Annotated in this window: 12 protein-coding genes and 1 other RNA gene; 11 read left to right on the top strand and 2 right to left on the bottom strand. The window is 41.9% G+C overall.

Annotated elements, in window-relative coordinates; translation table 11 throughout:
• Positions 1 to 14 precede the first annotated feature (14 nt).
• A complete protein-coding gene (gene hemB / locus KT990_RS00065) occupies positions 15 to 1028 on the bottom strand; it encodes a porphobilinogen synthase (RefSeq protein WP_005172298.1) in 1014 nt (337 codons plus the stop codon).
• A gap of 105 nt (positions 1029 to 1133) precedes the next feature.
• Here hemB and KT990_RS00060 point away from each other — a divergent pair, with 105 nt between their 5' ends.
• On the top strand, positions 1134 to 1631 hold the full coding sequence (locus KT990_RS00060) for a thioesterase family protein (RefSeq protein WP_005096062.1): 498 nt from the start codon (positions 1134 to 1136) through the stop codon (positions 1629 to 1631).
• Between the two features lie 73 nt (positions 1632 to 1704).
• Here the strand turns inward: KT990_RS00060 and glpK are convergent, their stop codons facing one another.
• Positions 1705 to 3189, bottom strand: a complete 1485-nt coding sequence (gene glpK / locus KT990_RS00055) for a glycerol kinase GlpK (protein WP_218208926.1) — start codon at positions 3187 to 3189, stop codon at positions 1705 to 1707.
• 130 nt (positions 3190 to 3319) lie between these two features.
• On the opposite strand from glpK, the gene ssrA reads away from it, so the two are divergent.
• From ssrA to hsdR, 10 genes are all read left to right on the top strand, one after another.
• Positions 3320 to 3678, top strand: a transfer-messenger RNA (tmRNA) gene (ssrA, locus tag KT990_RS00050).
• 182 nt (positions 3679 to 3860) lie between these two features.
• A complete protein-coding gene (locus tag KT990_RS00045; protein WP_218208925.1) occupies positions 3861 to 4997 on the top strand; it encodes a tyrosine-type recombinase/integrase in 1137 nt (378 codons plus the stop codon).
• A 284-nt stretch (positions 4998 to 5281) separates the two neighbouring features.
• The gene (locus KT990_RS00040; protein WP_218208924.1) at positions 5282 to 6796 is read left to right on the top strand and encodes a hypothetical protein; all 1515 of its coding nucleotides are present in this window, start codon (positions 5282 to 5284) and stop codon (positions 6794 to 6796) included.
• 300 nt (positions 6797 to 7096) lie between these two features.
• Positions 7097 to 7972, top strand: a complete 876-nt coding sequence (locus KT990_RS00035) for a YagK/YfjJ domain-containing protein (protein ID WP_228730809.1) — start codon at positions 7097 to 7099, stop codon at positions 7970 to 7972.
• 91 nt (positions 7973 to 8063) lie between these two features.
• Positions 8064 to 8336, top strand: coding sequence for a hypothetical protein (locus tag KT990_RS00030; RefSeq protein WP_171542483.1), 273 nt, complete (start codon positions 8064 to 8066; stop codon positions 8334 to 8336).
• Between the two features lie 20 nt (positions 8337 to 8356).
• Positions 8357 to 9391, top strand: a complete 1035-nt coding sequence (locus tag KT990_RS00025; RefSeq protein WP_171542484.1) for a DUF932 domain-containing protein — start codon at positions 8357 to 8359, stop codon at positions 9389 to 9391.
• Positions 9392 to 9539: 148 nt separating this feature from the next.
• On the top strand, positions 9540 to 10604 hold the full coding sequence (locus tag KT990_RS00020) for a YqaJ viral recombinase family protein (RefSeq protein ID WP_171542485.1): 1065 nt from the start codon (positions 9540 to 9542) through the stop codon (positions 10602 to 10604).
• 277 nt (positions 10605 to 10881) lie between these two features.
• Positions 10882 to 11781 carry a hypothetical protein gene (locus KT990_RS00015; protein ID WP_005262483.1) on the top strand — a complete coding sequence of 300 codons (900 nt, stop codon included), beginning with the start codon at positions 10882 to 10884 and terminating at the stop codon, positions 11779 to 11781.
• Positions 11782 to 11877: 96 nt separating this feature from the next.
• Positions 11878 to 12108, top strand: coding sequence for a helix-turn-helix transcriptional regulator (locus tag KT990_RS00010; RefSeq protein WP_004811081.1), 231 nt, complete (start codon positions 11878 to 11880; stop codon positions 12106 to 12108).
• Positions 12109 to 12251: 143 nt separating this feature from the next.
• Positions 12252 to 14621, top strand: a complete 2370-nt coding sequence (hsdR, locus tag KT990_RS00005; protein ID WP_218208923.1) for an EcoAI/FtnUII family type I restriction enzme subunit R — start codon at positions 12252 to 12254, stop codon at positions 14619 to 14621.
• Positions 14622 to 14756: the final 135 nt, after the last annotated feature.

Raw genomic sequence — 14756 nt, 5'->3', positions numbered from 1 at the left:
GCGCCGAAATCCTTTTACTTCATGTCTTTCAGTTTAAGCGCAGCTTCTTCGGCAAAGTAAGTCCAGATGCCATCGGCACCGGCGCGGCGGCAGCTCATCAGTGATTCAATAATCACGCTGTCAGATAACCAGCCATTTTGAATGGCAGCGGCCAGCATCGCATATTCACCACTGACCTGATAGACAAAGGTTGGTACGCCAAAAGTGTCTTTGACTTCGCGGACGATATCAAGATAAGGCATGCCCGGTTTGACAATCACCATGTCTGCGCCTTCCTGAATATCCAGCGCAATTTCATGTAGTGCTTCGGCACGGTTACCGACATCCATCTGGTAATTGTATTTATTGCCGCCTTTTAAATTGCTGGCAGAACCGACTGCATCACGGAATGGGCCATAGAAGCTGGATGCATATTTGGCTGAATAAGCCATGATTGAGGTATAAATATGCCCATTTTGTTCAAAGGCCTGACGAATTGCACCGATCCGGCCATCCATCATGTCACTTGGGGCAAATACATCTGCGCCTGCTTCGGCATGGCTTAAGCCCTGTTTAATCAGACATTCGACCGTTTCATCATTTAAGACATAACCGGTCTCATCAATAATGCCATCCTGACCATGCGTGGTATAGGGGTCGAGTGCACCATCAGTAATCAGCACCATTTCTGGCAGTTCTTTTTTTAATAAACGCAAAGTGCGTTGGACCAGACCATCTTCGCGCCAAGCCGCTTCGGCGGTCAGGCTTTTATCTTCTTGTGGTGTGACTGGAAACAGTGCCAGTTTGTTGACGCCCAGTTCCAGCAGACGCTCTGATTTTTTTAACAGCAAGTCTGCTGACAGGCGCTGGATATTCGGCATACTGGGAATATCTTGGCTCTGGTTTTGTCCCGGCAGTACAAATACTGGATAAATCAGGTGATCTGCACTGAGATGCGTCTCACGTACCATAGAACGTAAATGCTCATTTTTACGAATACGACGCATGCGAGTTGCAGGAAACGCGGGACGATTGAACGTATAGGTCATAAAAATCTCAGCAATCAGTATTAAACTAGGCACCTATTGTAGCCCTAACTGAAATTTTTGGGCATAAATTAGCGGTTTTTTATTGCGGTGGATTTGAGCAGAGTGATGACTAAGACAGAGAAAAGCTGGACAGGTAATATACACTTGGGGGCAAAGGTGGATATTGATGTGGTCTTAAATCAGTTGGTACATGCTTTTAATAGCTCTCCTTTTTTTAAGCATAATGGTATGAGCATGCGGGTGGTGGAAGGCCAGATCGAAGCCTATGTCGAAATGCAGGATTTTATGGTTGGGAATGTCGCGTTTCAAATTTTGCATGGCGGTCTTGCGGCCACGGTACTCGATAGTGTCGGTGGAATTGTAGCGATGGGGGAGCTATATAAAAAAGCCGAACCTGAAACCATTGCGGACACCATTAAAAAAGTCTCACGTTTGGCGACAGTGGATATGCGGGTGGATTATCTGGCACCCGGGCGCGGTAAATATTTTATCGCGCGGGCAGAAACCTTACGTTTGGGGCGTAAGGGCTGCACCATGCGTATGACCATGATCAATGATGAAGATAAGCCAATTGCTACAGCGATTGCATCTTATGCTTATTGAGGGTAAGAGATAGAAAATAAAAAGCACTGTTGAACAGTGCTTTTTTAGCTTTCGACCTTCAGATTGATACAGGTTATAGATCTGATTTGGCCCGATTTAAGGCCTTCTGCCATTTGGCTAAATGAGCTTCACGCTCATCATTTTGCATTTTCGGTTCAAAGGCATGTTCAAGTTGCCAAGACTGCGAAATTTCCTCCAGACTGGAAAATATTCCGGATTTTAATCCGGCCATGGCGGCTGCCCCCCAAGCGGTAGACTCCAGCATTTTCGGACGCAGCACCGGCACATTGAGAATATCTGCCTGAAACTGCATCAGCATGTCATTGCTACTGGCACCGCCATCGACCCGTAATTCTTTTAAAGGGTGGGCAATATCGGATTGCATTGCACTGAGGACATCCGATACCTGAAAAGCGATTGATTCTAAGGCTGCTCGGGCGATATGCGCTTGAGTCGTACCACGAGACATGCCACAGAGCAGGGCACGCGCTTCACTGTCCCAATGCGGCGCGCCAAGTCCGGTAAAGGCCGGAACCAAAACCACGCCGTCGGTATCCTCAACTTTACAGGCCAGTTTTTCGATATCATTGCTTTTTTGAATAATCCCGAGACCATCACGTAGCCATTGCACTACCGCACCCGCCATAAACACGCTGCCTTCCAGTGCATAGGTGGTTTGACCCTGCGCTTGCCAGGCAAGGGTAGAAAGCAGTTTATTCTGACTGAGCTGGATGTCTTGACCGGTATTGAACAGCATAAAACAGCCGGTGCCATAGGTATTTTTTGCGCTCCCCACTTCAAAACAGGATTGACCAAACAGTGCAGATTGCTGATCACCTAGAATACCGGTAATGGGGATATTGGCACCGAGTAAACCTGAAGCGGTGTCAGCGATATAATTATCCGAGGAAATAATTTTTGGTAAGACCGAAGCAGGAATATGAAACAGCTCCAGCAGTTCTTCGTCCCAAGTTTGTTGATGCAGATTCATCAGCATGGTACGGGAAGCATTGCTGGCTTCAATCACATGTTCTGCGCCTTGAGTCAGGTTCCAGATCAGCCAGCTATCGATAGTACCAAAAGCGACATGACCCTGTTCAGCCAGTTCACGTACGCCTTCTACATGCTCCAGAAACCAGACCAATTTTCCTGCACTAAAATAAGGATCAATCCGTAGACCGGTTTTCTGCTGAATTTTGCACATCCAGCCCTGTTCAATCAGCTGGTTACACCAGTCAGAAGTTCGACGGTCTTGCCAGACGATGGCCGGCGCGAGCGGTTTACCATTTCTTCGATCCCAAACCACCGTGGTTTCGCGCTGATTGGTCAGACCAATGGCTTTAATATCTTTGGCGAGAATACGCGCCGTAGCAAGCGCTTGCTGTACCACCGCAATCTGCGTGCTCCAGATTTCCTGAGCATCCTGTTCGACCCAACCTGAATGTGGCGTCTGAATATGGGTTTCACGTTGAGCCGTTGCCTGAATTTGTCCATGTTCATTAAAAATAATAGCCCGACTCGATGTGGTTCCTTGATCTAGGGCCAGTAAATAGCTCATAATTTTTCTGTTATTCGGCTTGAAAAGTAAAATATTAGCGCAATAATGTAATTAAGCGCATCAAGTTGTGTAAATGTTTAGAAAATGCATCGTAATTTTTGACATCTATGCTATGATTGCCTTGTACTTTGGGGGTGTTTCTGGCTTCGACGCTGGTGATGAAACTCATAGATGCATGCCGAGAGCGCATTTTCTCTCGTAAATCAAATTTGCATTTTTTAGTCGCAAACGACGAATCATACGCTCTAGCTGCCTAAGGGCAGCTTGTCCGCCTCTCCGAATACTTGTGGTTAGAGAGTCCGACTGAAGCGCACGCACACAAGTCCGTATAAAGCCAAGCCTCGGGGCTTTGTACTAAACTAAGAGGATCGCGATTTGTATCCTGTTCGTCGGGTCACAAAGAGTTAAAACAATAGACGATATCTAAGCATGTAGTATTCTCGAGCGTAATGCTGGCGGACGCGGGTTCAACTCCCGCCACCTCCACCAAAATTCTTTCCGAAGTAATCCATCGGAATCTAAAAAAGCCTTTAAACTCAATGTTTAAAGGCTTTTTTTTATGCCTGTTTGTCCGATAGCGTCTGATCCCATTTGACTCCATATTTGCTCTTTGTGGGTAAATATTGGGAAAATTTACCCAGAAATTAATACATCAATTATGGGTAATCGATATGCCACTTACAGATACTGAATGTAGAAAAGCACAGCCGAAAGACAAACAGTATCGTCTTTCAGATTCACATGGTTTATCTCTCATCATTACCACCAAAGGTCAAAAATATTGGAATGTGCGCGTCACTGTCCATGGTGAACGTAAGTCTGAATCGCTTGGCCCATATCCAAATTTAAGCTTAAAAAAGGCAAGGGAACTTGCATATGAGCTTAAGCATCGATACTCACGTTCAGTATTGCATGAAGACTTAAAGCCCTATTTCAAAGAAGTTGCAGAAGATTGGTTTAATAATCAAAAAGAAACCTGGTCATCCAAACATATCAGTAATGTACGGGCTTCATTGGATGAGCTTTATATTGCTCTTGCTAATAAGCGTATTAATCAAATTCAGGCACCTGAGATTCTCCAGATCATTAAGAAAATTGAGGCAAGAGGTTCGCTTGAAATTGCAAAACGTACCTTATCTCGCTGTGGCATGGTCATGAAATATGCCATTGCACATGGATACCGCTATGATAATCCGGCAGGTGATCTGGTTTGTGCGCTCAAGAACAAAAGAGTCAAAAACCTGGCTTCGCTTACAGCCTCTGAAATGCCTGAATTTTTAAGAAAGGTAAGAGCATACCCAAGTGATGCTCAAACACATCATGCCATTATTCTGATCATGCTGACAGGTGTTCGGGTTAGTGAGTTGCTACAAGCACGCTGGGAAGAATTTGATCTGGAAGGGCGTAAGTGGGATATCCCTGAAGAGCGTATGAAGAACCGTCTTCCTCATCGTGTACCGTTGACGGACATGATGATTGCTGAGCTAAAGGCTTTAAGGCTTACTCATAATCAGGAACTGTTATTTCCACATCGTTTGAATAACAAAGAATCAATGCGTAGTGAGTCTATTTTGGCTGTGATTAAACGTTCAGGGTATGCAGGTCGGATGACCACACATGGTTTTAGATCGCTATTCAGTACAGTCGTAAACGAATCAAATTTGTTTAATCCCGATGCCATTGAACGGCAGCTTGCTCATGTGCCACAAAATAGAATTCGCTCGGCCTATAACCGAGCACAGTACTGGGATGAGCGTGTGAAGATTATGGAGTGGTATGGGAAAAAGGTAAAAGAATGGATTAGCTAATTAACTGATACTCAATTGAGAACCATGCTCTTAGGCATGGTTTTTTTATATCTATAAAAAATGCGAAATTTTCAATTACATAATCAATTACAAAGATACTTTTACTTGAGCACATTTTGAGTAAGCACTAGAAAAAGGAAAATTATTTAATGATTTAGTAGGGAATTGATGGTTTAAAGCATGGGAATTTAACTAAAAATATATGGGAATTAATGGTTTACATGCTGGGAATTGTAGTGGTAGTTTGAGAGGTATAGATATAGTAACAGCGATGATAGAGCATTATGAATGAGATCGAAAAAGATCAAATAGTTGGTTTGAGTGAACAGGAGAGCGATGACATTCTCGGACCAATTTCACTTGATAAAAACAATCAAATGATCGAAGACTTGGCTGAGGCTATTCTTAATCGCATCTTTGAAGATGATAGATTGGACGCCCTAAAACATTTGCGTAAGCCTGAAAATGATTCTAGAAAACGTAAATATCACGGCAATAGTGAAAACTTTACGGATAAGAGATATATTACGTTAGAAGACTGGATACCTGACAATAATAAGAAATTACAATCTGCCGTTAAGGCTAATACTTGGCCGAAAGAATATTTACAGATCATAACAACTCTATATGAAGAGTTGTTGGTAGAAAATAAAAATTTTCCTATGAAGCCCGATATTGTGAGGGGGGTTAAGGAGTTTCTTGACAGTATTATAAGTGGCAATAATGACTTAACAGTATTATTACGCATGGAAGTATTTATGTTGGCATTACTGTTTTTACCAACACCAGCTTTTGTCTACTATGGAACTACAGGTGTAAAAGTACAGAAAGAAACCCCTGACGAATTGAAAAAAAGGATGTCACTTTTGGGCCTGGAATTTTTGTTTTTATTGGATCAGAAGGAATTTATAAAAAATTTGGATTGTGAGTTTCTAACACGAAATATAAAACTTTTAGTAGATTTCTTCATTGAGTTAGAGCGGGACTCTTCTTTGTATAAGACATCTTTCACACTTCGACAAGATGTAGGTTTAGGAGCATTGTGTGAACTAAATGATTTTATAATTAAATTAAAAAATTTTGCTGAAGAGGGAATACACAGAAGATCTCCACATCCACGATTACATCACAGAGTACGAGATGGTGATCTAGAGTCTTCATTACAAATTATAAGACCTAGCCGTATCGAAATGACAAAACAGTGGGGAAAAAGTTCTAAAAAATTATCGGAAGCAGTTTCATATTTTGCTGACTATAAGTCTCACAGTATTCTTTTATATCGTTCACAAATTAAGTTGGTCTCTCAGTCAGAACGTTTGTCGGCTGTTCAGTTTAAAGATTTTTTTAGTTACTTTAATAAAAAAGCCAAAAAGCCTAATGGACTCCAAGGTTATCTAGACTATTTATATTTTTGGAAAGAGGATTTTGAAACCAAAGATATTGTATTGGATTTAGTTTGGGTGATTGATGCAGCAAAACTGATGCAAAAAACTGAAAATGAGCTGGTATATAAATTGAGAAATATACCCAAGGAATTGAAAGATTTTCTTCAAAAAGCTCTGGATGAGAAGCCAGATTTTTTTGAATTGCAGAATATTTATTTAGAATTTACGCCAATTCCCATTTTGCAAAATCGATCAGATGGCTTAAAGCCAGAATTTCTTATTGAAAGAGGTGACAAAAGCAAATGGGAAATTTTTCAGAAAAGAATTTTACCCTATTTTGTGTTTTTAGAGATTTTAGATCCAAGTTATTCTGATGAGATAAAGAATCGCTTTAGACGCGGACAATCAAGTTAGAGGCATTATAGTTGCTTAACTTACGCTTCACTTTTCCCTATAAATACAGGGTAATTCGTAAGATTTTCCCTGTTTGCTATAGAAGTAGAGATTTTCATTTTAGTCTTGCGCTTGCTGGCTTATTCAGTTTGAGAATAGCTAGGATATATATTTAATATTATTAAATACTTAAACAACTTAATAACCTTCATCATCCCCAAATGATGAAGGTGTTTTATTGAGAGAAAAATAACTCACCTACTTCAAATTTAAAAAATACAGATCTGTCACTCCTATGGAATTAACCATAGGACACCAACGATGAATGAACCACAAACCTTACTCGCTATTGAAAACCTGATGAAGAAAGTGATTCAGAAAACGTATCGCTGGCAAGACATCGAATCTGATTTAAGCGAACTAAGAAATGATGCCAAATTAATTTATGACTCAAACAGAATGTACAGCCCTTTGATTCAGGCTTACTTTGATTTGCTGCCTGAGCTTATTAAAAAAGATGATGAGGATATTTTTTCTAATCATGCTGCATTTAAACAATTTCAAAGTGGGTTAAGGAAAGAACACAAATCATTTTTAAGAAATAATAAAAATAAGAGAGAATTTAATTGGGAGCCATTAAGAACGTACTTTGAGGATATGGTCAGACATCATTGTAAACTGCTTTTGGTACGGGTCGATTTAAATTATCCATCAGAGACACATCCAGGCGTGACTAAGTTTGATGAACATATGAGAGTACTGCTTAAACGGATACATGACAAAGATACAATTTTTGAAGGTCAAATTGGATATGCATATCGTCTTGAGCAGGGAGGAAAGTCGAGAGGCTACCATTGTCATTTACTGGTGATCTATAACGGTTCACTTCACTCTAAAGACAGCTATTATGGACATGAGATTGGTCGATTATGGAAGGAGAAGATTACCAAGGGATGTGGTGGTTTTTTTAATTGTAATCAGGCCTCCAATAAGCAGCGCTATCGGAATAAAGGTACGCTAGGTATAGGAATGATTAAACGATGCAACGAAAAGAGTGTACGTAACGCTTTTAATGTAATCCGTTATTTGGCTATGTCTGAGAAAGCTAATCAATACCTACGAGTATGGTGGAAAAAAAAGAGTCAATTTAATATGGCACAAAATCCATGGAAAGGCATCGATCCCAAAAAATCATAGATATACATCATCTACATGAACAATGAGTGTTTATTCCTACATTCAAAGGCTTATCAGACGGTAAGCCTTTTTCATTTTAGAGGTATATCTTATGAATATTACATGTCCATTCTGCCATTCCGAAAACGTCAGCCGTGTGGTGAACCAGCAGTCCTCCAATCAGGGCAGCCTATCTTCGATGACCTGTGCCGGTATTGGCGCCAGCATTTCCAAAAGTTTACCGATGCCGATCTCTCCATGGATGGGTGGTATTGCAGGTGCAGTGGTTGGTGGTTTGATTGATAGTTTCATTCAGCCATCTCGACCAGTAGCTGCATCTGTTCGTTATTTCCACTGTCACCATTGCCAACGCAATTTTGATTAACCCACTTCAGGAGAAAGGATATGGCGCATCAAGTCGAACAAATGGCTTTTGTCGGTGACACTCCCTGGCATGGTCTAGGAAATCAACTCACTCAGAATCAGCCGATTGAAGTGTGGGCACAACAAGCAGGCATGGATTGGCGGATTGAATCTTCCGATGTCAGTTACATGGCCCAGAATGAACGCGGGCAGAGCATCATCATGCCGTATGAAGAACAGCGAGTGCTGTATCGTTCCGATACTCATGCTCCCTTGTCTGTGGTCAGTCAGCGTTATCAGGAAGTGCAACCGATGGAGATTCTGGAGTTCTATCGGGATCTGACTGAGCAATCTGGCTTTGAACTGGAAACCGCAGGTGTACTTAAAGGCGGGAAGAAGTTCTGGGCATTGGCTCGTACCGGACAATCTACAGCATTGAAGGGCAAGGATGTCAGTAATGGCTATATTTTATTAGCAACCGCATGTGACGGTACACTGGCTACCACGGCACAGTTCACCAATATCCGGGTGGTATGCAATAACACCTTAGCTATTGCCCTACGTGGACAAAGTAGCAGTGCAGGTGTGGTGAAAGTACCACACAGTACCAAGTTTGATGCGGACAAGGTCAAACAGCAATTGGGCATTTCAGTTCGTGCATGGGATGAACACATGTATGAGATGAAACAACTGACTCAACGTAAAGTCACTCAAGGCGAAGCGGCTGCCTATTTTGATGCCGTGTTTAACAACACTAGCCTAAGCATTGCAGATCAGGAGGAGAACATCATTCAGTTCTATCGCAATATGGCTACTCCAAATCCAGTCAAAGAAAAGCCTGAACCGAATGGACGTGCCATGGCTAAAGTTATGGACATGTTTAATGGACAAGGTCGTGGTGCAGAACTCAGCTCTGCCAAAGATACTGCCTATGGTTTGCTGTGTTCAATCACCGAATTTGCCGATCATGAACGTCGTGCCATGAGTACAGATCACCGCCTCGATTCAGCCTGGTTTGGTACAGGTGCTGCATTAAAGCAGCGTGGACTGGAACAGGCACTACGTTTAGCTGTCTAAGCTTTTCAAACCAGTATGCTTAATTTAATGGATAAGGATCATGTAGATGATCCTTATCCAGTCAATACTCCCTTTTGCCACATCTTCGGATGTGGCTTTTTTTATGCCAAAAATTTTTACAGACCTCACTATTTATAAGGATTAAAGCATGAATCAGATTGCACCGATAAATCCCCCTCAACGAACTCATTTCCCAATTCCGAATGAGAGCAATCAATCAAATACAGTCGCTAAACGAACAACGACAGCCAAGCGTTTAGCTAATACCAAAAACATGGATTACCAGGAATGGCTGGAAGTACGTAAGCAAGGTATTGGCAGTAGTGATGCCGCAACCGCCTGCGGCCTCAACCCTTACATGTCAATGTTGGAACTCTGGATGATCAAGACCGGTCGAACTCAGCAGAATATAGATGATGATAGCTCAGGCGTTGCACCGTTGTATTGGGGCAAACAGCTAGAGCCATTGGTGGCTGAGTACTACAGTCTGCACACCAATAATAAAGTGAGACGAGTGAATGCCGTGCTTCAGCACCCCGATCCCGACAAAGCCTTTATGCTAGCAAATCTAGATTACTCAGTCGTGGGTAGTGATGACGTACAGATCCTGGAGTGTAAGACTGCCGGAGAACATGGTGCCAGACTATGGCGAGATGGTGTGCCTTTATACGTACTGTGTCAGGTACAGCACCAACTTGCAGTGACAGGTAAACAGGCAGCGCATGTCTGTGTCCTGATCTGTGGGCATGAAACCAAGATCTTTAAAGTCAGCCGTTCTGAATCAGTGATTCAACACATCATTCAGGCAGAGCGTTATTTCTGGGAATGTGTGGAAACGGATACTCCGCCATCAGTCGATGCCAGTGAATCCGCAGCCAAAGCCATTCTGCAACTCTATCCAGCGCATGTACCGCTGAGCGTTGAAGATCTCTCGCAAAATGAAAATGCCAATTTAATGTTTGATCAGCTCATTAAAATGAAAGAAGAGATTCAGCATAAGCAGGAACGCTTTGACCAGCTGAAGCATCACATCCAAATGCTGATGAAAGATGCTGAAAGAGCTGTGTTTAGTCGTGGCTCGGTGGTGTGGAAGAAAGCCAAGGACTCCATCAGTCTGAATACCAAGGCATTGCTTCAGCACCAGCCTGAACTTATTGAGCTTTATCCCCTTCAGAAGCAAGGCGGTCGTCGATTCAATATCTATACCGACTAGCCTGTTTCAGCCCATTCAATTAGCGAGGCGCAAAAACCGCTCCCCGCCCTCCATTCGCTAGGAATAGAGGGCAAACGGTCGCGGCTTTTGTTGCTAGCAACGTTATTCATTCATTTTTAGTTGATTCAATTATTTCGAAACATGCTTCTTACATATCTACGGCTGGTCTGCTAGCAATAATCTATTTCTGTTGATTGGATTTATTGAGTGTCTTTGAAACACGTCTCTTACATAGCAGCGGCAAATCTGTAAGAAAATAAATTTAAGGATATTTTCCATGATTAAAGGTTTAGCGATTACACCACCAGCTCTAGGGCGTATCAGTATTGGTCGGGTAGTAGAAAAGAATGGCAAACGCCTACCGGAAAAAGATGATCAATTCACCATTACGTCCCAAATCCAAAGCAAAGAAGGATGGGTGAAACATCCACTGGATGAACAGCTTCGAGCCAATACGCCGAATCAAAAACTACGCTCAATCCCTGTCAGAATGATCTTCAATGATCCTGACTTAAACCTACGTGCAGAGTACAGCCTGTTTGACCGTCAGACCGGTCGCCCTGTCTGTGTCGGTAATGGGGAAACCTGCCAGCGATTAACCAATCAAGGCGTAGAGCAACATCCCTGTCCATCGCCAGATTTATGTCCTCTTGCTCAAGGTGGCAACTGCAAACCTTATGGACGTTTACATGTGAACCTGGATGACTCGGATGAGTTTGGTACCTTCATCTTTAGAACTACAGGCTTTAACAGTATTCGGACTTTGGCTGCACGGCTGAGTTATTACCATGCCGCTTCAGGAGGCTTATTGTCTTGCTTGCCTTTGCAACTGACTTTAAGAGGAAAAAGCACCACACAAAGCTATCGTCAGCCGGTGTATTACGTGGATCTAACTTTAAGGGAAGGGATTAACTTGAATGATGCGATTGCTCAAGCCAGGCAAATTGATGAGCAGAGTAAACAAGCTGGGTTTTATCAGGAGGCTTTGGACTTTACGGCAAGGAAGGGTTTTGCCAATGCGCGATTTGAAACAGATATAGAGGAAGGGTTGGATGTGCTGGATGAATACTATCCTGAACAAGAACAGAACCGGGCAGTGGAGCAACAAACTTCGCCTGAAGGGTTTGTACAAGATATTCAACAGGGGTTGCAGCAAAGTGTAAGAGCGGTGAATTAGGCCAAGGTGCTGAAGTATTCAAATTAGTTTTTTACAGAACGTCCTGATTGTTTGAGCGGTAGACAGCTCGCTTAAACAATCTAAGGAGAATCAGTCATGAATACATTTATTGGTCAAACATTTCAAATGAATCAGCTTATCAATATCAAACAAGTTGTGCTGTTTACAGGAGTAGGACGTTCAACTATCTATGAAATGATGGATGAGAATTCACCTTATTACGATCCTACATTCCCAAGGAAAGTTAAAATTACTCAAAATCGTATCGGCTGGTCAGCTTATGAGATCCATCAATGGATTGAAAGTAAGTTGGCGAGTCGAGAATAGAAAGGGAGCCTTTGCTCCCTTATTTTTTTGTTTCAAGCTATTCAACCTAAGTTTAAAAGCATGCAGTATTTGCTTTTATATTTTAGAAATAATGGTTATCTTTAAATATATGATAAAAATTAAGTTATTCGCTCTGAGGATATATGTCTAAAAAAGATTTGTCAGAACGTGAGATCTGCACTCGTTTTATCTATCCCGCTTTAATAAATGCAGGGTGGACAGCGCAACAGATCCGTGAAGAAGTGACTTTTACCAAAGGTCAAATCATGGTTCGTGGCAAATTACATACCCGCGGTGAGACCAAACGTGCAGACTATATTCTTTACTATAAAAAGAACATTCCAATTGCGGTGATTGAAGCCAAAGACAATAAACATACTTTAGGTGCTGGTATGCAGCAGGCGCTTGGTTATGCTGACTGTTTACAAACTCCATTTGTATTTTCAACGAATGGAGATGGCTTTCTTTTACATGACCAGACAGAATTGTTTAATTCCAATAAGGTGGAAACAGAACTAGGTTTAGATCAATTCCCACCGCCAGATTTCTTATGGAATCTATATCAACAGCATCATGGTTTAATAACACCTGAAGCAAAAGCAATTGTCGAATTTCCTTACTACGATGATGGTACAGATCGTGCACCTCGTTATTATCAAACCAATGCAATTAATAAGACTCTGGAAGTAATTGCCCGTGGGCAAGATCGTGTCTTATTGGTTATGGCAACAGGCACAGGTAAGACCTATACAGCTTTTCAGATCATTTGGCGTCTATGGAAATCTGGTGCTAAAAAACGCATTCTCTTTTTGGCTGACCGTAATATTTTAGTTGATCAAACCAAGAATAATGACTTTAAACCGTTTGGCGATAAGATGACGAAAATCACCAATCGCACGGTTGATAAAAGCTATGAAATCTATCTGTCTTTATACCAGGCTGTAACAGGTTCAGAAGAAGAGAAGAACATCTATAAGCAGTTTAGTCCTGAATTCTTTGACCTGATCGTAATTGATGAATGTCATCGTGGCAGTGCTAAAGAAGATTCCGCATGGCGTGACATTCTTGAATATTTTAATTCAGCGACCCACATTGGTTTAACTGCGACACCTAAAGAGACCAAAGACACATCCAACATCACTTATTTTGGTGAACCTGTATATACCTATACCTTGAAACAGGGAATTCAAGACGGTTTCCTCGCGCCTTATAAAGTGATCCGTATTGATATTGATAAAGACCTCAAAGGTTGGCGACCAACCAAGGGTCAAAAAGATAAGCATGGCAACGAAATCGAAGACCGTATCTACAATTTAAAAGATATGGATAAAACATTGGTTTTGGAAAAACGTACAGAGCTTGTTGCACAGAAAATTACTGACTATTTGAACAGCACTGATCCGTATGCCAAAACCATTGTGTTCTGTGACAATATCGATCATGCAGAGCGTATGCGTCAGGCTCTTATGAACCTGAACCCTGATAAAATTAAAGAAAATCGCAAGTATGTCATGCGTATTACAGGGGATGATCAAGAAGGTAAAGCTGAACTAGATAACTTCATTAACCCTGAAGAACGTTATCCTGTCATTGCAACTACTTCCAAGCTCATGACGACAGGGGTTGATGCGCAAACTTGTAAATTGATTGTTCTCGATCAGCATATTCAGTCCATGACAGAGTTCAAGCAGATCATTGGTCGTGGTACACGGGTAAATGAAGAGTTTGGAAAGTCTTGGTTCACGATTATGGACTTTAAAAAAGCCACTGAGCTGTTTAGCGATCCTACATTTGATGGTGAACCTGTGGTGATCTATGAGCCGAAAGGTGATGATCCTATTGTGCCACCAGAAGAAGGTGAGGATTCCATAGGTGGTGATGACGTAGAGCCTAAACCTTTTGATCCACCTACTGGTGGTGAAGGAGAAGATCCCGAAGGTGAAACACCTAAGAAATTTGTGGTCAACAATGTGCATGTTAGCGTGATTGGTGAGCGTGTTCAATTCTATGATAACGATGGCAAGCTCGTCACAGAATCCCTGAAGGATTATACCCGTGAGCACATTTTGAAGGACTATGAATCCTTAGATACCTTCCTGAGAAAATGGAAAGGGGCAGAAAAGAAATCACTGATTATTGAAGAGTTTCAAAAACAAGGGGTGATTTTTGAAGCACTAGAAGATGAAGTTGGCAAGGACTTCGATGCTTTTGATCTGATTTGTCACATTGCTTTTGATCAGCCAGCACTGACTAAAAAAGAACGGGCCAATAACGTCCGTAAACGCAATTACTTTACCAAGTACAACGAGCAGGCGCGTCAGGTATTAGATGCATTGCTAGACAAATTTGCCGACCAAGGAATTCAGCCGATTGAAGATGTGCAGATTTTAAAAGTTCCGCCTTTTAATCAGATGGGGTCGCTCATGGAGATTATTCAATCGTTTGGTTCGGTTGAAGAATATACAAAAGCACTGAAAGAACTGGGCGATCAACTTTATGATGATGTGTCATAAGGTTGCGGTCTGTTAAACTCTTGCGCAAATTTAATATTAATGATTTGAAGTTTAATTATGAGCATTTCGGGAACAATTAAGTCTATTCAAGATACCATGCGTGAAGATGTAGGTGTAGATGGTGATGTACAACGC

The sequence above is a fragment of the Acinetobacter sp. F9 genome (assembly GCF_019195275.1).
Classification (GTDB): domain Bacteria; phylum Pseudomonadota; class Gammaproteobacteria; order Pseudomonadales; family Moraxellaceae; genus Acinetobacter; species Acinetobacter pseudolwoffii.
This window is presented reverse-complemented; position numbering and strand designations above follow the sequence as displayed.